This window comes from Alkalicella caledoniensis (assembly GCF_014467015.1).
In the GTDB taxonomy this organism is placed as follows: domain Bacteria; phylum Bacillota; class Proteinivoracia; order Proteinivoracales; family Proteinivoracaceae; genus Alkalicella; species Alkalicella caledoniensis.
This window is the reverse complement of sequence record NZ_CP058559.1, coordinates 2,039,199-2,059,381: the sequence shown is the minus strand read 5'-3', so window position 1 is coordinate 2,059,381 and position 20,183 is coordinate 2,039,199. Positions and strand designations below refer to the sequence as shown.

The 20,183-nt window shown below is 36.2% G+C and carries 17 protein-coding genes; 6 read left to right on the top strand and 11 right to left on the bottom strand.

Features of this window, described 5'->3' with window-relative positions; translation table 11 throughout:
- Positions 1 to 39: 39 nt before the first annotated feature.
- Complete coding sequence (locus HYG86_RS10185; protein WP_213165469.1) at positions 40 to 1,983, bottom strand: TaqI-like C-terminal specificity domain-containing protein; 1,944 nt, start codon at positions 1,981 to 1,983, stop codon at positions 40 to 42.
- Positions 1,984 to 2,116: 133 nt separating this feature from the next.
- Here HYG86_RS10185 and HYG86_RS10180 point away from each other — a divergent pair, with 133 nt between their 5' ends.
- Entirely contained in the window at positions 2,117 to 3,691 is a 1,575-nt protein-coding gene (locus HYG86_RS10180) for a Mur ligase family protein (protein ID WP_213165468.1), read from the top strand.
- Positions 3,692 to 3,815: 124 nt separating this feature from the next.
- Here the strand turns inward: HYG86_RS10180 and HYG86_RS10175 are convergent, their stop codons facing one another.
- From HYG86_RS10175 to HYG86_RS10135, 9 genes are all read right to left on the bottom strand, one after another.
- Positions 3,816 to 5,063, bottom strand: a complete 1,248-nt coding sequence (locus HYG86_RS10175; protein ID WP_213165467.1) for a CapA family protein — start codon at positions 5,061 to 5,063, stop codon at positions 3,816 to 3,818.
- Between the two features lie 85 nt (positions 5,064 to 5,148).
- Positions 5,149 to 5,877 carry a YetF domain-containing protein gene (locus tag HYG86_RS10170; RefSeq protein WP_213165466.1) on the bottom strand — a complete coding sequence of 243 codons (729 nt, stop codon included), beginning with the start codon at positions 5,875 to 5,877 and terminating at the stop codon, positions 5,149 to 5,151.
- A gap of 214 nt (positions 5,878 to 6,091) precedes the next feature.
- On the bottom strand, positions 6,092 to 6,577 hold the full coding sequence (locus HYG86_RS10165; protein WP_213165465.1) for a spore coat protein: 486 nt from the start codon (positions 6,575 to 6,577) through the stop codon (positions 6,092 to 6,094).
- A 93-nt stretch (positions 6,578 to 6,670) separates the two neighbouring features.
- Positions 6,671 to 7,060 (bottom strand): hypothetical protein, encoded by a 390-nt coding sequence (locus tag HYG86_RS10160; protein ID WP_213165464.1) that lies wholly within the window; start codon positions 7,058 to 7,060, stop codon positions 6,671 to 6,673.
- Between the two features lie 117 nt (positions 7,061 to 7,177).
- Entirely contained in the window at positions 7,178 to 7,384 is a 207-nt protein-coding gene (locus tag HYG86_RS10155; RefSeq protein WP_213165463.1) for a hypothetical protein, read from the bottom strand.
- Positions 7,385 to 7,462: 78 nt separating this feature from the next.
- Positions 7,463 to 7,948, bottom strand: coding sequence for a putative signal transducing protein (locus HYG86_RS10150; protein WP_213165462.1), 486 nt, complete (start codon positions 7,946 to 7,948; stop codon positions 7,463 to 7,465).
- A gap of 25 nt (positions 7,949 to 7,973) precedes the next feature.
- Entirely contained in the window at positions 7,974 to 9,770 is a 1,797-nt protein-coding gene (locus HYG86_RS10145) for a MutS-related protein (RefSeq protein ID WP_213165461.1), read from the bottom strand.
- 47 nt (positions 9,771 to 9,817) lie between these two features.
- A complete protein-coding gene (locus HYG86_RS10140; protein WP_246451738.1) occupies positions 9,818 to 10,735 on the bottom strand; it encodes a tetratricopeptide repeat protein in 918 nt (305 codons plus the stop codon).
- 261 nt (positions 10,736 to 10,996) lie between these two features.
- Positions 10,997 to 12,070, bottom strand: a complete 1,074-nt coding sequence (locus HYG86_RS10135; protein ID WP_213165460.1) for an NAD(P)H-dependent flavin oxidoreductase — start codon at positions 12,068 to 12,070, stop codon at positions 10,997 to 10,999.
- A gap of 316 nt (positions 12,071 to 12,386) precedes the next feature.
- Between HYG86_RS10135 and HYG86_RS10130 the strand changes: the two genes are divergently transcribed.
- The 5 genes from HYG86_RS10130 to HYG86_RS10110 all read left to right on the top strand — a co-directional run bounded on the left by HYG86_RS10130 (position 12,387) and on the right by HYG86_RS10110 (position 17,778).
- Positions 12,387 to 13,481 carry a hypothetical protein gene (locus HYG86_RS10130; RefSeq protein ID WP_213165459.1) on the top strand — a complete coding sequence of 365 codons (1,095 nt, stop codon included), beginning with the start codon at positions 12,387 to 12,389 and terminating at the stop codon, positions 13,479 to 13,481.
- A gap of 163 nt (positions 13,482 to 13,644) precedes the next feature.
- Entirely contained in the window at positions 13,645 to 15,021 is a 1,377-nt protein-coding gene (locus HYG86_RS10125; RefSeq protein ID WP_213165458.1) for an RsmB/NOP family class I SAM-dependent RNA methyltransferase, read from the top strand.
- A 14-nt stretch (positions 15,022 to 15,035) separates the two neighbouring features.
- On the top strand, positions 15,036 to 15,764 hold the full coding sequence (locus HYG86_RS10120; protein WP_213165457.1) for a pseudouridine synthase: 729 nt from the start codon (positions 15,036 to 15,038) through the stop codon (positions 15,762 to 15,764).
- 44 nt (positions 15,765 to 15,808) lie between these two features.
- Positions 15,809 to 16,135 (top strand): DUF1904 family protein, encoded by a 327-nt coding sequence (locus HYG86_RS10115; RefSeq protein WP_213165456.1) that lies wholly within the window; start codon positions 15,809 to 15,811, stop codon positions 16,133 to 16,135.
- A 125-nt stretch (positions 16,136 to 16,260) separates the two neighbouring features.
- Complete coding sequence (locus HYG86_RS10110) at positions 16,261 to 17,778, top strand: FAD-dependent oxidoreductase (protein WP_213165455.1); 1,518 nt, start codon at positions 16,261 to 16,263, stop codon at positions 17,776 to 17,778.
- Positions 17,779 to 17,888: 110 nt separating this feature from the next.
- Here the strand turns inward: HYG86_RS10110 and HYG86_RS10105 are convergent, their stop codons facing one another.
- Positions 17,889 to 20,084, bottom strand: a complete 2,196-nt coding sequence (locus tag HYG86_RS10105) for a DNA topoisomerase III (protein WP_213165454.1) — start codon at positions 20,082 to 20,084, stop codon at positions 17,889 to 17,891.
- Positions 20,085 to 20,183 lie beyond the last annotated feature (99 nt).

The window sequence follows — 20,183 nt, the reverse complement described above, 5'->3', positions numbered from 1 at the left end:
TTATATGTTAAACAAAGGGTGCCCCATTGGGGGCACCCTTTATTTAATTAAATTCCTTACCTCTACTTCTCTAACTATTGTCTTTACTTCTTTTTCATTTAATTGAAATATATTAAATACCATTGAATCTATTTCCCCGTAGATTATCTCTTTTAGTTTAGGATCATTGCAGTTAATTATATTGTCCACTTTAGATATAACCCTATTTTGAGTCCACTCATCAACAACGGGAATAGGTAGTGATTCTATCTGATGCCTCAATACTTTTATACTTGGAAATATATTTTGATAGTAAAACTGAATTACTCTAGAATTCAGTACCGCCATTATATACTTAATATTCAATCCAGGTATTTTGGGTATCACTATATTGGCACTATTTAGGGTTAGAAGTCCATCACAATCATAAGCAAAGGTGAGACTTTTATTTATAAATCTATATATTAGCTTTTCATTAGCCCTATAAGTTTCAGTAGGTGCCACCTGCTGAAACTTATTACGATCAAAATTTATATAATTACCTCCATGCCTAATCCCATACTTATATATCTCAGTTCCCTTTATAATAGGCTCCCATTCCCTAAAAGCCTCATTTTTTATGTAATTGGAGTTGTTCCCCGTAACTATTCCCAAAGCAAAGGTAGCTTTATTTTTTAAAGTAATTACATTTTTGCCATTAATTTTTTTTACAATATCATATGTAGCATTGGACTTAACAAAACTAAAGTTGCAAAGTGGCATAGAGCAAATATCAGTTTTTTTAACTTTGACAAAACAGTCCAGACTTTCCAGAGATATAGGGTATTCGTCATGGGTTTCCTTACTTACCTTAAGGATTATGCTTCCAGAAAACACTCCGTCAAAGGGTACTCCTAAATCAGTTATAGAAATTATCTTATATTTTTTAAGTAGTTCTCTTCGTATATGTTCATGGCTTTTTACGTTCATAAAGGAGTAGGGTAAACAAAAACACAGTTTCCCTTTATATTTTATCAAGTCCATTCCCTTTAGTATAAACATAATAAAAGAGTCCATGGAGCCCTTTGAAAATCCTAACTCTTTCACTTCATTAGCTTTAAACTTATAGCCCCAAGGGGGGTTTCCAATAACTAAATCAAATTGTCCTTTTTCCTTTACCCCAAGGGAATTATTTACCTTAATATTATCAACACAAAGAGTCCTTGACAGTAGTATTAAATTTATTTTGCAAAGGGCCACTGCAATGGGATCTGTATCCCACCCATGAAGGCTCTTAACAATTTCAAGTTTCTTGCATTCACCAAACATCTCAATGAGTTTTTTGTATTGCTCCATTAAGAATGTTCCTGAACCACAAGTAGGGTCTAGACTTCTTGGTATACTGGTGTAGTCAATGGAAAGGTCTTCAATTATCCTCTTCACCACTGACTGGGGAGTATAGTAACTACCTACTTTATTCTTATGTCCTTGTCCTTTAAGGGATAGATATAAAAGTCCAAGTAAATCACCCTCCCCCTCATGTATTTCTAAATCAAGGAGTTCCTTTTGTAATAAATAATCTTGAGGCCCAATTACTAAGGAACCCAAGCCCTCCACTAAAATGTTGTTTAATACAGGGTTTAACTTATCAACATCTTGGATAACTTCTTCAATATTGTGGATAACTCCCTCTTTTAATAGCAATTTATATATAATAACTAAAAGTATTTTTTCTTTATAATTTTTGATGGTTTTGTATTTGCCTGATATTTTGATAATTTCACTGACTAGTTTAAGGTATCTTTGGTCAGCTACATACTTCTGAGGTATGAAAGCATCTTCCCTATTTAGCTTATTCCTTCGGTTTTGTAGCCTCCCCATATGGTATTTTTCTAGATCATCTTGGGATATCACTAACTCCCCTTGTTTAAAGTTACCTAGGTTACCTAACCTAACCCAATTTAAGGCAGTAGCTTTAGATATATTATATTTTTCTTGGACTTGATCCATTGTTAGAAATTCCATAACCACTCACCCCTTATATTAATTTTATACTAGGGTGAAATTTAATACAAGGGGAGTTAGATTGTGAAATAATTATCTACTAATAACATGAAAAATATGGTAAAATATCTTCAAAAGATAAGGGGGAATAATTGTGAACTTATACACTATTTTGGGGAAAATCACGTATACAAGTAAGTTAAATGTAGAGAAGCCTATTGAATTTAATGGAATATCTTATCATTCTCAGAAAGTTAAGCCTGGAGACATTTTTGTATGTATTAAAGGTTATAAATCCGATGGACATATTTATGCCCAAGGAGCTGTCAACAAGGGTGCAGTAGCCTTAGTTGTTGAAGACTTACAGACCCACATAAATATTCCTCAGATTGTGGTTCCTGATAGTAGAAGGGCTTTAGCCCACATAAGTTCACTATTTTATAATAATCCTTCTGATACACTTAAAATGGTTGGTGTAACAGGAACTAACGGCAAGACAACAACCACTTTTATGATAGATACAATCCTATCTTCAGCCTTTAAAAATACAGGCCTAATTGGCACGGTCATAATAAAAAACGGGGATTCTTTTATACCTTCAGAATTAACAACCCCAGAGTCTTTAGATTTACAGATGTATCTTAAAGAAATGGTTGATAATAACGTAAACCATGTCACCATGGAGGTCTCATCCTCTGGGCTAGACTTAAGTAGAGTTGATTTCGTAGACTACCATATAGCAGTTGTTAATAATATTTCTCGAGATCATATCGATTTGCATGGGTCTTTTGAAAACTATGTAGCTGCAAAGAAAAAACTGGTTAAAAACCTTTCTAAGAATAATTTCGCAATAATAAATGGTGACTGCACTGAATCCTTAGAATTTGGTAATGAAACAAAGGCTAGAATAATCACATTTGGTATGAAAAATCAATTTTGTAACTTTGTAGCCACAAATGTAGATTTATCTGGCAACGAAACATCCTATACCCTAGAAATTACCCAGCCCATACAAACTGAACATGGCATTATAGAAGCTGGCTATCACGAAATTACCTTGCAAGTCCTCGGTTTACATAATGTGTATAACTCCATGGTTGCCATTGCTGTTGGCCTATTGCTTGGAGCAGACTTTGATACTATTAAAAATGCGATTTATGCTTTTATTGGCGTAGAGCGTAGATTTCAGTTAATCTATAACAGCAGTTTTAAAATCATAGATGACCACTTTGCCAATCCTGGCAATATAGAGGTAACAATGGAAACAATCAAACATATGAGTTACAATAAATTCTCACTGATCTATGGAATTAGAGGAAACCGCGGGGTTACAGTGAACACAGAAAACGCACATATTATGGCTAAGTGGGCAAAAGAGTTAAATGTGGATCATATTACCCTTACAACCAGTGAGGATTATGTTACCTCTAAAGACTCAGTTGACCCATCAGAGTTAAAATGCGTTGTAGATATACTTAGGGAGTCAGGGATAAGTACCACTGTATATAAAACCCTAAAAGAGGCTGTTGTATCTACTCTTTGTGAAGTAACTGAAAAAGATGTGATATTGTTAGGGGGATGCCAGGGTATGGATCCTGCTGCAAAAGTGGCCCTTCAATATATTTATGAGCAAACGGTTATCAGTAAAAACCTATCTCTTAAAGAACAGCAGGAATTGCAAAATAGTATTTTTGCATCCTTAGAGCATCGTGTTGCAGGAATGAATTAACTCCATTTTAAATAATAGTTAGGAAAACACTCAAGTTTAATTTATTTGCTATATTTTAAAAACAGCAATCCTCCCTTTTAGGAGAATTGCTGTTTTTAAAATTATCAGATACGGAGGATATAAATTATTTGATTTCCTTGTCTAATATTATCTCTTGATTATGTTGTTCTATCCATGTCACTGTATTTTCCAAGGAAATTTTAGCCCTATTTATACTATCTGTGGTCACTAAATTAAAGTCTTCCTTGTTTTCCAATGCTTGATGGACAGGGATAATCTCATATACCCACTTACCCGATACCACATGTCTGTTAACCCACGTGGGTATGTAGGAAGTTTCATTTAGGGTTACTTCACCTGTTGTCATATTCTTTTCATATGTCACTTTTACTATAAGGCCGTCTTCCGTCAACCTATTATTTAAAAACTCATATCTCTGATTCGATATAAAATTACCTAAAGAGTAGGCAACTACAGTTCTTTTGCCAGTCACCTGTGATTCAATAAACTCCACTGGTTGTATAACATGGGGATGGCTTCCAAAAATAATGTCAACCCCTAAATCACTAAGGCTCTCCGCTATATTTTGTTGATGATCATTGTAGCTTCTTTGATATTCATTACCCCAGTGGATTACAAAAACAATAATTTCAGCACCTTGTTGCCTCATCTTATTTATACGTTGCTCCATTTTTTCTAAATCAGAGTCAATGGTAGCATAATTAAACGTATCTAGTAATTCTTCTGCTCCATTGGGAATAGGGATACCATTTAGCATTTTAGTACCACCAGATGAAGGTGACTCATAGCTATACGCCGTTATTCCTACCTTAACCCCATTAGCTTCTTTAACTACAAAGCTTTCCTCATCTGTATTTCTCCGGGTACCAACAGGAGTCAAATTTTTCTCATGAAGTACATCTAGGGTCCTCAGCATTCCACTAAGCCCTGTATCGATGGTATGGTTGTTTATAGTGGATACCACATTGAACCCGGCGTAGTCTAGAGCATCTGCCAGGGTATCTGGTGTGTTAAACAAAGGATACCCGCTATAAGGCCTGTCCGTTCCTCCGAAAGTTGTTTCTAAGTTGGCAATGGATATATCAGCCTCTTGGGTATATGGTTTTATGTATTTATAGTTATTTGTGAAGTCATAGGTGTTGTCTCCACTATTATGGGCCGCTTGGATTTGAAGCATATGGGCCATAATGTCTCCTACGGAAGAGATGGTAACCTCTACAATCTGATCTTCCTTAGGCTCCTCTACTATGGGTTCTTGAGGTGCTGGATCTGGCTCTCTTTGTGTCCATATGCCACAACCACTAACTAATACAAGTAATAACATTAAGATAATTATACTGACTTTTTTCAAGTTTAATCCCCCTTCTAAGGACTTTTTATGTTTTCTCTAAATCTTCAACTATCACTAATTGTATAACAAAAAGAGACTTTTTGCATTAAATCTGATCATTATTTTCACTAATATCAAGATTTGGCTCTAAATCATCATCAAATTTATCAATATAGATTTTACCATTTACATCAATGGTACAGTACATAACCTCAGATACTTTTTTTACCCCTGACAAGTTTAGTCTGTCTAATAAATCCATACCTGTTATATTCTTTTTTGCTAAATTGTCATATATTATTTGACCCCCAATGATAATTTCTGTTGCTAAAGACTCTTGCTCAGCTTTTGCATTTATATCCTCTAAGGTGACTTGCCTTTTATCTACTTTCTTAATAATATTTAAGTCTCCGTTTATTTCTAAAACACCATACTGCACATCATTTATTGAAAAACAGTCTTTTTTTCTCAATAATTCGTTCAGCTCGTCCATACTATACCTAGCCATCTTCAAGTTTTTTTCGAGGATCTTACCGTCATGAATAGCAAGTATCGGTTCCCCTTCCACAACTTTTCTAAATGGTCTATTTTTTAATGCTATAAAAGAAACTGCACTTGTCATAATACCAAAAAGTATTAACCCTAAAAAATGTTGGTAAGTCCTTTGATTTAGGTCTGTGGCAAGGGTAGCTGCAATGGAACCAAAAGTTATACCATTAATGTATTCATATAAAGTAAGCTGAGATATTTGTTGTCGTCCCAATAGACGTGTTATGAACAAAATTGTAAAAAAGGCTAGTATGGTTTGGATTGTAACTTCAAAGAAATCAACCAATACTTTTACCTCCCCGAATTATTTATTTTTCATTTTTAGTAGATACTATCTTTAAACTTAAACTAGCGAGGTATTCAAATGAGAGAGCTTATTGGTGAAGGTATATTTACTGTTGTGTTTATAGTATTAGGCTTTTTATTGCTATATTATTTAGTTAAAAAAGAGTATTTATAAAAAGAAGATATGACTTTTAAAGCCATATCTTCTTTACCTATTATAAGATTCTTAGCCTTATTAACAAGAATACTAAGATTTGTAACAGTAACTGTATAGAAACTGCTATAGATGCGTCCGTTGTATGAACTTCTACACCCCTTGAATTTTCGATGAATGTTCTTTGGTAGTCTACCTGTTTAATCTTACTTCTTTGTAACAAGTCTTGAGCTATTTTTTCAGCCCTTTCATGACTTGCTATGGTAATACTCAGTATAGCTACTATAGCAACCTGTATGGCTGCTTGCAAGTTGACTGCTGCTTGGATATTAGTAGTTCTAACTGTAACATCACATGAGTCTTTAATTATGATTTCCTCTATTGTTTTCTGAATAACTTTAGATACCTGATCTGCATCTTGAGCTTCGTCTTCTGGCTTGCAACCTAAAGGATGAGGAAAACCACTTAATGCGTTCCAAGGTTCATGAGCCACTTTAGCTTCCTCCTTCTGGATATTCTCTTGTTTAACTTCCTTTTCTGTTGACAAAATCTATCCCCCCTTTCATTTAATTTATTCTATTCAGCGGGACTTCTTTTGTATTGTACATTAGCCCAAAATAAGGGAGAATCTTATCAATACTTATTTCACTTCTTCTTTTCTTTCAACATCCTCAAACTGCTTGATTAGGTCTAGTACTAAGGTTAAAACCCCTTGCTTTTCCTCAGGATTTAAGTCCTTAATCTCTTCGTCTAAATTCACCTTGTTTTTCTTCATTACATCTGTAAACAACACTTCAAAAAGTGGCATATTCTTCTTGTAGTCCCCTAATTTTTCTGCTAACTCTTCTTTTAGTGATTGTTCCACGTCTTCCATTGAGTCATTATATTCTGCATCATCGCTGGATGGATTTGGCTCTAAATTCTCGATGGCTTCATTTTCTTCCACTTCTTCTATCTCCCCAAAATAATCAGGTGCGATTAAACCCTTTTTTTCAATTAACTCATTAATTAACTTTTGATAGGCTGTCAAGTTAAGTCCTCCTTCCAAATTTCTTTTTAGTCTCAAGATATTTTATTCCCATACTTAGTAAGGGTGCAGAAAAAAGGCAAAAGTCCCTAGGTTTTAGGGGCTTTTGCCTTTGGCGATTTAGTCCTTTTGTAATTTCTCAAACTCCTCAATAAGTTGTAATGCCATTTCTGCAATTTTTTCTTTTTCCTCTTCTGACATATTGTCAAAGGTTGTATCAATATTACTATTTTTCTTTACAGCGTCAAACATTAAGATTTCTGCAAAATTAAAGTTTGATTTGTACTCATTTAACTTTTTAATAAGTTCTTCTTTAGCTTTAGACATTTTATCACCCCTTAAAACATTTTATTCATATGTCCTCCTAGGGTGCCACAGTTTAAAACATTAGGCAGTTTTACCACCTTACCTAGCTGCTAAATAAATCAAAAACATGAGAAAAAACAACATTATAATAATCTGTATTCCAATTTTGCTACTATCGTCTTGTTCTTGTTCTTGGGCTTGGGATATTTCATCCCCTTCCTTTTCCCTATAAGCAAAGTCTTCATACAAAGCATCTAAATCCTCTGGTTCACTTTCTAAAAGAGACTTTGCAAAGTCGTAGTCATCCTCCCTAACATATAGACTAACCCCCTGTGTAGTTGTGCCCATGGATACCTTTAGATAATCCCCAATTCTGTCGTAACGGCGAATATAAAAAATCTCTGCGGATTTAAGCAATCCTTCTACAACTAAACTCTCTTCCTCAATACTAATGGTAGTTAGTAAGACTTCCTTTACACCATCAACTTTCTCAACATCATCGGGATTTAGTAGTATGTTTGAACACACAGGACAATATGTCAGGTGATCATCTCTAGTTTCCTTGCATTCTTTACAATATGCCATTGGCCCCACTCCTCGTCTATCTTATTTACACGTCAATCCCTATAAGCTTCAATAGATAAAGTGCATTTCTTGTCTTTGATACACCCTGCTTCAACTTATAATCAAACTTAATTTCGTCGTCCACATAATACTCTTGAAAATGATAATTCTTTAAAAGACCTTTAGTTTCCTTTTCCATAACTTCCAGCTCTAAATCATGTGTGGAGACCAAACCCATGCAACCTCGATCTAAAAGCTGTACTATTAGCCCCTTTGCACCTATATGCCTATCATAGGAATTTGTCCCTTTAAAAATTTCGTCTAATAATACAAATGTTTGTTTTTTATTTCTTTTGTTAGATTCTAAAATTCCCTTAATCCTCAGCAGCTCACCATAAAAAGAGGATATGCTTTTCTCTAAATTATCACTTATTCTCATACTGGTATGTAAATCAAACATTGAAAGTTCCATGAATTGAGCACATACAGGAGCCCCTGCATATGCTAATACCATATTAATACCTACTGTGCGTAGCAGGGTGCTTTTTCCAGACATATTTGAGCCTGTTATGAGAAGCATTGCCCTATTATCATCAAGGGCTATATCATTTAAGACTCTTTCTTGCCCTATCAGAGGGTGCCCTATTTTTGTGGCAGAGATGATTGACTTTTCTTCATTGAACTTAGGCATGACCCACTTCGGATTATCGTATAGTATCTGCCCGAGGCTTGATAAGCTTTCTACTTCACCAATGACATCAATCATATTCTCAAGGAGTCTTCCAGCCCTTAGCTTCCATTTCTCTAGCTTAACCATAGTTGTATAATCCCAAAGGAGCAGTACATTGATTGGGAAAAAGAAAAAATTATTTCTATTACCGCTACGTTCTGTAATTGAATTAAACTCCTCTATTAATATATACCCCTTCTCCCCCTTAGGACCCTTTAGCTTTTCCTTCAGTGAGTTTAGGAGCTTACTTTTAAAACTTTTATTTTCTAAAACCTTGAGCATAGCATTGTATGTAGTTATATTAGTATTTATTGCAAAAAGGCTATTTAGTGCTTTTCCCCTTTGTTTTGCCCCAATCAGTATAAGGAAGAATTGTAATACATATAGACCTATCCCCCAGGCAGGTGGCACTATTTCAAATCCATATGCTAAAATCAGAAGCCCTATGGTAATTAGGGGTAGTAATCTAGAAATTATAGTTACTAGGGGCTTTAAGTAAAGGCTAGTTTTAACACAAAATAAATTCTTGATATCTGTATCATCTGTCTTTTCCTTCAGCAGTAAACCCAAAGAATGTAACTCTTGGCGCCAGTCCAAATCATTAGCTAACTCTTTAACGGCCTCTTGTCTAGATAATATTATTTCTTTATTATTTTCAGATGTAAGTAAATGGTTTAATTTAGATCTACCCCTAGGGGTGTTGGCCACATTCATCCACTGAAAAAGGGACCCTCTACCAAATACATCTAAATCAAAGGAGAACTTATGATCTTTGTCTATAAAGTCATCTCCACTATCTTCAAACTCCGTCCAGTGCCCTTTTAATCTTTGTATGTTTGATTTGTTGATTTTAATAAGTGATTCTAGGGAAAGCACCTGATATTTAATCTTATTATAATACTTTATTAATATAAAGAAGATAATAGCCCCTACTATAAGAGTTATCCAACTAGCCCTTTCACTAACATAGAAATAGTTATAAAGCATAGCTATTAGGCCTATAAGCACCACAGCTAATCTTAAATTACTTATGATGTCCATTTTACTCCTTGCTTTTTTGGCATCTTTCTTATATTTACTAAGTTTATTTTCGTATAGCTTTAACCTCTCCACAGATACACCCCTTTTTAATAATTCTAATCTACACCAACTTAATGCATCTAGTTAAAAAACAATTGGTATGCTTTCATGTCCCTTATGGAATCTAGCTCCTTATCCTTTTTCATGTAATCAATTAATTTATCATCTAGCTGTGTGGCCTTTATTATATCCCGTAGAGCCTTTTCCTTTTTACTGAGACGGGCAAAGTAGCAGCCCCTGTTATAATAGAGAACAGCCACATCATTATTCATACAAATTCCTTCAGATATTATCTTTATGGCTGTTTCAAAATCCTTGTTCTCCCCGTAAATTATGGCCAAGTTAAAGTAGCTATATGGATATTTTGGGTTTGAACCTATACTCTTCTTATAGTACTCCTTCGCTAACTCCCGTCGCCCTTGTTTTTTTAATATAACACCCATGTTAAAAAGTGCTTTAAAATTGTCAGGTTCAAGTTCTAGGGCCTCTTCCATGAGATCAAAAGCTTTGTCAGTTAGGTTTTGCTCTTCATATATTGATCCTAGGTTCACATACGCCCAGAAATAATCTGGGCTTAAGGATATTACTTCTTCGTAGTGATAAATTGCTTTTTCCCTGAAACCTATCTGATCATAAACATTGGCCAAAAAGAAATGGGCTTGATAATAAAAAGGGTCTATTTCTATGGCTTTTTCATAGTTTTCAATGGCCTTATCATAATCTAGCTCATCATCGTATATTATGGCTAATCCATAATAGCCGCTGGGTTCCTCTGGCTGAACTTTAATCAACTCTGAAAAAAGCTTCCTAGCTTCATGCAAAACCCCAATTTCTTGATAAATTAACCCAAGCTCTAGTAAAACCTCCGGGTCTTCATTGCCTCCAAGATTTTTGTATGCTTTAAGATAATACTTCAAAGCCTTTTCAATCTCATTTTGCTCCCTAAACCTCTCGCCGATAATTTTATAGTTATTTAGCATATAGCTGTTTCTCTGCATTATTTATCCTTCCTTGATGTTAAATTATTCTAAGTATTTTAATATTATATCACAGTGTTAGCTAATTATGAACTTACAGGATTTTCATTTAAGAGTCTTTTGGGAGCATAGATAAAAACCCTTAAATCTCGACGTAGAGTTTGTACTGTGTAGTTAATTTGCGACATTCATAAATGACTTTGTCATCCTTAATTTTCTATAAAAAAAAGATGCCTGAAATGAAAATCCAGGCATCTCTTTAAATATCCAAACATAATGCAACTATAAATTCTCTTTTATCTCCTTAACTAGTTCATCCATAAGCTCTTTCACACTTACTATCTTATCAATTCTATAGGCGTTTGTACCAGAGAAGATAAGACCTTCTTCCACTCTACCCTCCACAGCATTTATCAATGCCGTGGATATACAATATGGAGTGGTTTTAGGCTCACAGGGTTGTAAGCAGTTAAAACATTTCTTCACTGGTATATTTCCTTTGTCTAAAGCCTCTAAGAATTTATTAGAAACGGCTCTACCAGGCATACCAACAGGACTTTTAACTAGCCTTATACCTTCTTTTGTTGACTTCACATATGCTTCTTTAAACTTCTCATGGGCATCACACTCATATGTGCCAACAAAGCGTGTTGCCATTTGTACCCCCGATGCACCTAGTTTGATAAACTTAGCTATATCTTTACCGTCATAGACTCCTCCTGCGGCGATGACTGGTATTTTCTTTCCAGACTTCTCCTCAAAGGGTTTAATGGCTTCTATTACTTCCTTGGTGGCTTCTTCTAAGGTTGGGCAGCTAGGGCTTTCTAATTGTTCTTTAGAAAAACCTAGGTGACCACCAGCTTCTGGCCCCTCCACAACTATTAAGTCAGGTAGCACCTGATGCTTGCGATCCCACATCTTACATATTAGAGCTGCAGCTTTACCCGATGAGACAATTGGTGCAATTTTGGTTTTAGAGCCTTTTACCAAGCCGGGAAGTTCCGTTGGTAGCCCAGCTCCAGATACAATTATGTCTACTCCTTCATCTACTGCTGCCTTTACCATTTCTCTGTATTCGTTAATGGCAACTAATATATTAACCCCTATAATTCCTTTAGGGCTTAGTTTTCTAGCTTCTTTTATATGATTTCTTAAAGCCCTTATGTTGGCTTCTACAGTATTTTTTTCAAAATCAGGCTCGTTAAAACCTATTTGCACAGCTGATATAGTCCCAACTCCACCTTCATTGGCAACAGCTGCTGCAAGCTTCGATAAAGATACCCCTACACCCATGGCTCCTTGAACTATGGGTTTAGATGCTACTAAATCCCCTATTTTAAGTTCTGGCATATTCATTATTTAGACACTCCTCGCTTTGACTTTTTACTATCTACCTATTTGACTTATATTATTTGCCAAAAGTGTTAGATTATAAATAAATATTTTTAGTAAGTATTAGTAGCAGGTAGTAAACAAACTTTCCCCTTTCCAACTTCTAATTATCAGATAATTTTTGCGTGCTCGCTACGCTCCCACGCAGCCCTACGGGCAAGGATGTCAAATTCCTCTATTATTTTACTTGTATATAATATATAATATATTTGGAATTATTTACATGTTAACGGGTAATTTAAATCAATTAAATTGGGTACAAAAGGGGGAGGAGTTTACCATGGCAAGAAAAGGTAAATCAAATATATTAAAAAAGATTGTATGTACATTAACACTAGCAGTAATCCTTATAACAGGAAACAGCTACACAGCATCAGCCCGCGAATATGTAGGAGTACGGGTACATACTTTGAATGGAGTAACCCACTCAGGGCATACGTACTTAGTAGAAATACATGATTACGCACAGCCACATAGAGTACTTTTCTACGAAATGGAGCAGCCAGGAGGGGAAATATTTAGATATTCTAGATATGAACAAAACCTAAACTGGTTCTTTGTACATAAGGATACAGGAGCACCTACTAATAATCATAACCTAATAGCACGAAAAGAAAAAGTAAACGAAGACGGGTCGACTACCCCAACATATACTCATCCGAATTTTACAAAGAAGATAGCAGGCCAAAATTGGGTGAAATATACTAATGATTATCAAGATAAACTAGATAAAGAAAATAAGAATACTACACCATCCCAGCCTTCGCAACCATCAACTCCAAAGCAACCAACACAGCCTACTACCCCGTCCACACCAAAACAACCAACTACCCCTACAACTCCAAAGCAGCCAACTAACCCTACCCAACCAACTACACCATCACAGCCTACACAACCTCCAGTAGACCTATCAAAAGTATTCACCAAAGTAGATTACAAACTACCAACAGAAATTATACTAAACCATAGGACAATGAATGTAAAATTAACAGTAGAAACAATAAAAGAAGCAGGTACAGTAAACTACAGCATATCGAAGTCGAAAGATACACCAGGAGACACTTGGGAATATTTAAGTACTGACGGAATAGTAAAAATATATGGTAACCCAGGACAATCAGAAGATGTTTATATTCACCTTTTTTCAACAGTAGGGGAGGAAGTCGCAAGAGAAGTAATCGGACCATTTAACTTCGCAGAACACTACGAAGAACTATACGGACAGGAAGAGGAACTTCCAGATGAAGTAGAAATACCAGAGAAGTTACACGAACGCTTTAAATTATCCTTTCCAGAGGTTGGCATTGGGGCTCTAGGATTTGCCATAATAGGCTTAACTTCACTTGCCATATATAAAAACAAATCAAAGGAGTAGCGAAATATGGCTACTCCTCTTTATATTTCCCCTTTCTCCTTTTCCCCTTTCCCCCTTTCCAACTTTCCAACTTTATATTACAATAAAGAGTACTGTATAATTAACCCTTATATTTCCTATATTAGAAAAGAAGATTAAATATGTGAGCGAGGTAATTATTACTATGAATTTACCCCAACCCTTTATAGATAAAATGAAATGTCTCTTAGGAGCAGATTACGAAAAGTTTGTGTTAAGCTATAATTTCCCAAAATACTCTGGCCTTAGGGCAAACGGCCTCAAATTAACTCCTGAAGAGCTTACTGCCATGCTCCCTTATTTAGATGATAAAATCCCTTGGAGTAGTGATGGCTTTTACTACAATGAAGAAACAGTCAGACCTGCTAAGAGTCCTTTGTATTACGCTGGACTATATTATATTCAAGAGCCCAGTGCTATGATGCCAGCAGAGCTTTTAGATGTAAAGGAAGGTGACAGGGTCTTAGACCTTTGCGCGGCTCCAGGGGGAAAGTCACTACAGCTAGCTGCTAAAATAGGTGATAGTGGCCTATTAGTAGTAAATGATATTAGTAGTAACCGAGCTAAGGTACTCCTTAAAAATATGGAACGATACGGAGTTAGAAATTTAGTTGTACTCAATGATTCTCCGGAAAAAATTGCAGCTCACTTTAAAGGCTTTTTTGATAAAATCCTTGTGGATGCACCATGTTCAGGGGAAGGTATGTTCAGAAAAGAGCCTGATATGATAAAGGGCTGGAGTGAAGAGGAAGTCTTAAAATACTCCTCCTGGCAAAGGGAAATTTTAGGCCATATCCCCGCTTTGCTAAGGCCTGGAGGAAACGTTGTTTATTCTACTTGTACATTTTCACCGGAAGAAAACGAAGCTCAGGTTAGAAATTTAGCCAGTGAGAATAATCAATTTAAAATACTCAAGGAGACTAGATTGTGGCCCCATGAAGTTCGTGGAGAAGGGCATTTTGTTTCCCTATTACATAATGAACAAGATACCCTAGATGACATAAGAGATGTGAAAAACACTAAGAGCTTGATTAACCTACCCAAAGAAAGTATGGAAGCTGTACAGGCCTTTACTAAAGATATATGGGATGATCCTAACTTAGATTTCCTGAATTCCTTGATGCCATCTAATGGTATATTACTTGAAAGAAGTGGTCATATTCTATGGGAAAGCAATTTGCTTCCTAATCTTAAGGGTTTGAGGGTACTCCGTTCTGGTTGGTTACTAGGGACAATAGCTAAAGGTCGCTTTAAACCCAGTCAAGCTTTTTCCATGGGCCTATCTAAGGACTATGTTATAAAGGCTACCCAGATTTTAAACTTCGATTCCTCCCAATCTGAAGATATGGATCTAGCTATAAGATTTCTAAAGGGAGAAACCATTCAAAAAGAAGACATTAAATGGGCTAAGGGTTGGCACTTAATCTCCATTGATAATTTCCCACTGGGATGGGCAAAAAGTGCAGGTCTATGGCTCAAAAACGAATATCCACCTGGATGGCGGTGGATTGATGGTGATTAAAAGGAGGTTAAATTATGAACAATAAAAATTTAAAACTTAGACTTGATAAGGTTTTGTCCCATATAGGAGTTGGGTCTAGGAAAGATTTAAAGAAAATGGTTAAGGAGCAGCGAATAACTATAAATGGTGAACTAGCAACTGACCCTGGAGTCTATGTTTCCCCATACGTGGATGTAATAGCAGTAAACAAAAAACCCATAAAATACAGAGAATTCATCTACTTAATGATGAATAAACCCCAAGGAGTACTTTCTGCAACTGAGGATAGAGATGACGAAGTGGTTGTGGACCTTTTAGAAGAAGAGGATTGGGTCTTTAATCCGTTCCCTGTAGGTAGACTAGATAAAGATACCGAAGGCTTTTTGCTACTTACCAACGACGGAAAACTTGCACACCAAATAACTTCACCAAAAAAACATGTACCAAAGACCTACTATGCTGTTATTGAAGGTATTGTTACTGATGCAGACGCTGATGCCTTTAGTAAAGGAGTTACTTTAGATGACGGCTATAAAACCCTACCCGGGGAGCTAAAGATATTAAAAAGTGATACTGAGTCTGAAATTGAACTTACAATATACGAAGGTAAATACCATCAAGTTAAGAGAATGTTTGAAGCCGTTGGCAAAAGAGTTACTTACCTTAAGAGGATATCAATGGGAGCACTACCCCTAGATCCTGAACTAGAATTAGGTGAGTACAGAGAACTGACAGAAGAAGAATTGGAGCTACTAAAAAGCTAAATAATCAAGCCACATATTATCTTATTTAAAGGAGAGTGACTTTCATGCCTCAACTGCGTTTTCACGGAGTTAAGAAGGAACAGATAAAGAAATTTAGCAAGGATTTAGTTGATGAGCTAGCTACTCTAATCGGGTGTCCAAGGGACCACTTTGTTTTAGAGGCTATTGGCTCTAACTACATATTTGATGGAGAAGAAATTGAGGGTTACCCTTTTATTGAATTTGCATGGTTTGACAGAGGCCTAGAAGTTCAAGATAGTGCGGCACAAATTGTTACGAAACATATCAAATCAGTTGGATATCATGAGGTGGAAGTAGCCTTTATGGTATACGAAACAAGAAAGTACTACGAAAACGGCCAACACTATTAAAACCCAAGCAGCCTTTTTAAAGGCTGCTTGGGTTTAATTTTTGTACTACTTTGCATTACCACTCATTAAATCTCCTAATTTAGGGCATTTTATTAATAAAATGTTTTTCAAGGAGAGATTAAAAAATGAAATTGAATTTTGATATATCCCCCAAATCCTTTTGGATTGATTCTATACCACAGCCCACACTACCTTCTTTACAAGAAGATTTAAATGTAGATGTAGCAATAGTGGGAGGGGGCATGGTAGGGATCACAACAGCATTTCTTCTAAAGAAGGCTGGCTATTCAGTAGCTATCCTTGAATCAGGTAGTATTTTAAAGGGAACCACTGGTTATACCACTGCTAAGATTACTTCTCAGCATAACCTAATTTATGACAAACTCACCAAATCCTTAGGCCAAGAGAAGGCCTGGCAGTATGCCACTGCCAATGAAACTGCAATCAAAACCATTTCAGATATAGTAACAGAACATAAAATAGATTGTGACTTTACGAGGCAAAATGCATATGTTTTTACACAATCAGATGAGTACATCAGTCAGATAGAAGCAGAAACCCTAAGGGCAGTTGACTTGGGCATTGATGCTACATATACAAATGAACTTCAAATACCCATACAAGTAAAGGCTGCTATACAGTTTAATAACCAGGCTCAATTTCATCCAAGAAAATATCTCTTAGCCCTTGCAAATCAAGTTAATGAAAAGGGTGATACCATCTACGAAAACACTAGATGTGTAGATATAAAGGAAAACAGTGTAATTACTGACACTGGCAAAAAGGTCACTGCTAAATATATAGTGATAGCTTCACATTTCCCCTTCTATGAAGGTTTTGGAATGTATTTCACAAGGCTACATCCAGAGCGTTCTTATGTGGTTGGAGTTAAAACAAAGGAAGACTTTGCAGGAGGAATGTATATAAACGCTGAAGAGCCTACCCGTTCACTTCGCTATACAGACTTTGATGGGCAGAAGTTAGTTCTAGTGGGTGGGGAAAATCATAAGACTGGTCAAAGCAAAGATACTTCAATGCATTATAGCAACTTGTTGGATTTTGCTAGGGAGATTTACACTGTTGAAGACGTGCCTTTTCATTGGTCTACCCAAGACCTTCTTACTTTAGATGACATACCTTATGTTGGTAACCTAACAGCTAAACATGAAAACATTTTTGTGGCTACAGGTTTTGGAAAATGGGGAATGACTAACAGTACTGCTGCATCAATGATTATAAGTGACTTAATTACAAAGGGTGAAAACCCATGGTTAGATGTATATAATCCATCTCGTTTTACACCTACAGCCTCTGCTAAGACATTTATCTCAGAAAATTTAAATGTGGCTGCCAACCTTTTTACGGGCAAAATAGCTACCCTCTCAAAACATTCAGAGATAGAAAAAGGTCATGCTGTGGTACTAGAAGGGGGAGGTCAAAAATTAGGTTGTTATAAAGACGAGGAAGGAATCTTACATGTGGTTGATACTACCTGTACACATATGGGTTGTGAGTTAAATTGGAATAACGCTGAAAAATCCTGGGACTGCCCTTGCCACGGGTCTAGGTTTAATCATAAGGGCGTTGTTATTGAAGGACCTGCATATAAAAATCTAAGTTATAAGGGTAATAAAGTAGAGTAGAGTAGAAGCAGAAAGGATAGCCCCTTTTTTGAGGGCTATCCTTTCTGCTTGTAGACAAACTAAGACAAAGTCATTGACCCTAGATGTGTATATTAAAAAGCAGTATTGTTCTACTTGTCAAACTTTAGCTTTGCTAAGGCATCTGCTAGAGCTGAATTCATGGGTTCTTCTTTTTGTTTGTTCTGATCCTTAAGATATTTGTTTACATCCTTTTTGGATACCTTTGTATTGCTCTGTTTTTTCCTTTCATTGAAAGCAGAGAGCTTTTCCTTATGGCCGCAGGGGCAAACAAATATTTGGCCTTCCCCTTCCCCCCTCAGTTCTAGCTTCTTACGGCAGTTAGGACAGCGGGCATTGGTTACCTTAGCAACCATTTCCCTTTTACCACAGTCCCTATCTTGGCAAACCAGCATCTTACCTCTTTTGCCATTAACCTCAAGCATGTACTTACCACACTCAGGACACTTGCTTCTGGTTATGTTGTCGTGTATAAATTTATCGTTGCTGTTTTTGATTTCTTGAACGGTTTCCTTTGTGTAATGGCGGATTTCCTCAATAAATTTATCTTTATTTAGCTTACCTTTAGCTATGGAGTCAAGTTTTTGTTCCCACTGGGCAGTTAGTGTGGGCGATTTCAGATCCCTTGGTACAAGTTCTAAAAGTTGCTTCCCTTTAGATGTTATTGCTATATCTTTTCCCTTTTTTTCTATAAGGAAGCTATTGAAAAGTTTTTCAATGATATCAGCCCTAGTGGCCACAGTTCCTATGCCACCTGTCTCACCTATGATTTTTACAAGTTCTTTATTATCCCGTTCCATATACTTACTGGGGTTTTCCATTGCAGAAAGAAGGGTTCCCTCACTAAAGAAAGCAGGTGGTTTAGTGTACCCACTGGTCTTTTCAATCCTTGATATATCTAATATGTCTCCCTTGGCTATCTTTACCTTGGGCAAGCTTTGATCTTGCTCTGTACCTTTAGATTCATCATCAAAGCTATTATCATATACTTCTTTCCAACCTTGGGATATAACCATTTTCCCCTTGGCGGTAAAAATCTCACTGTTAACTTTAGCTGAAATTGTTGTTTGTTCGTATTCAAAGGGAGGATATAACACAGCAAAGAATCTCTTTACAACTAAATCAAATATCTTACGTTCTTTATCATTTAAAGCAGTTAAGTTTACATATTCCTCTGTTGGAATGATAGCATGATGGTCTGAAACCTTGCTATCGTCCACAAAGTTTTTATTTACTTTAATGGGATTTTTAAGAATCTTACTTGTTAACTTACCATAAGGCCCTACACTACATGCCTTTAGCCTATCCTTTATGGTCTCTACGATATCCGAAGATATAAACCTTGAGTCTGTCCTTGGGTATGTTAAAACCTTATGATTCTCATATAGTTTTTGCATAATGGACAATGTATCCTTGGCACTATAGCCCCATATTCTGTTTGCGTCCCTCTGCAGTTCAGTAAGGTCATACAGCCCAGGAGAATATGTTTTTTTCAAGTTTTTGTCTATATCTATGACTTCAACTTTTTGATTAGTTGAGGCCTTTGCTATTCTTTCAATCTTTTCCTTATCAAAGGTTTTCATATCCTTTGTCTTTGAATCCTGCCAAGTAAAGGTTATATCATTACATACTGCCTTTAAACCATAAAATTCCTTTGGCTTAAAACTACTTATTTCTTCTTCCCTAGCTGCAATTATAGCTAGGGTTGGTGACTGTACCCTTCCACAGGAAAGTTGAGCATTGAACTTAGTAGTCAGTGCCCTAGTTGCATTTATACCCACTAGCCAGTCAGCTTCTGCCCTAGCCACAGCAGATAGGTATAGGTTCTCGTACTTTCTTCCGTCCCTTAGCTTGTTAAACCCTTCTTTGATGGCCTTGTCAGTGACGGAAGATATCCAGAGCCTTTTGATAGGCTTTTTTACATTGGCCTTTTCTATAATCCACCTAGCCACAAGCTCACCTTCCCTACCAGCATCTGTGGCAATGATTATCTCCCTAACATCTTTTCTGTGCATTAGCGATTTAACAGTATTATACTGCTTGCCAGTTTGTTTAATTACTACCAGTTCCAACTGTTTAGGTAGCATTGGAAGATGTTCAAGGCTCCAATTAGCGTATTGCTTTCCATAGGCTTCAGGGTCGGCAAGTGTTACCAAATGTCCCAGTGCCCATGTGACTATATGTTTTTCACCTTCCATGAATCCATTACCTTTTTTGTTACAATTTAGGGCTTTTGCTAGATCCCTTCCCACAGAGGGTTTTTCCGCTAAAACTAATTTTTTATCCATAACAGCATTCCTTTCAATAATTCATCTACTGAACATTATACCTTACTTTGCCCATTTGTCATAAAAACCCTATTACAATACTATCTTCCCTCTAGCTAA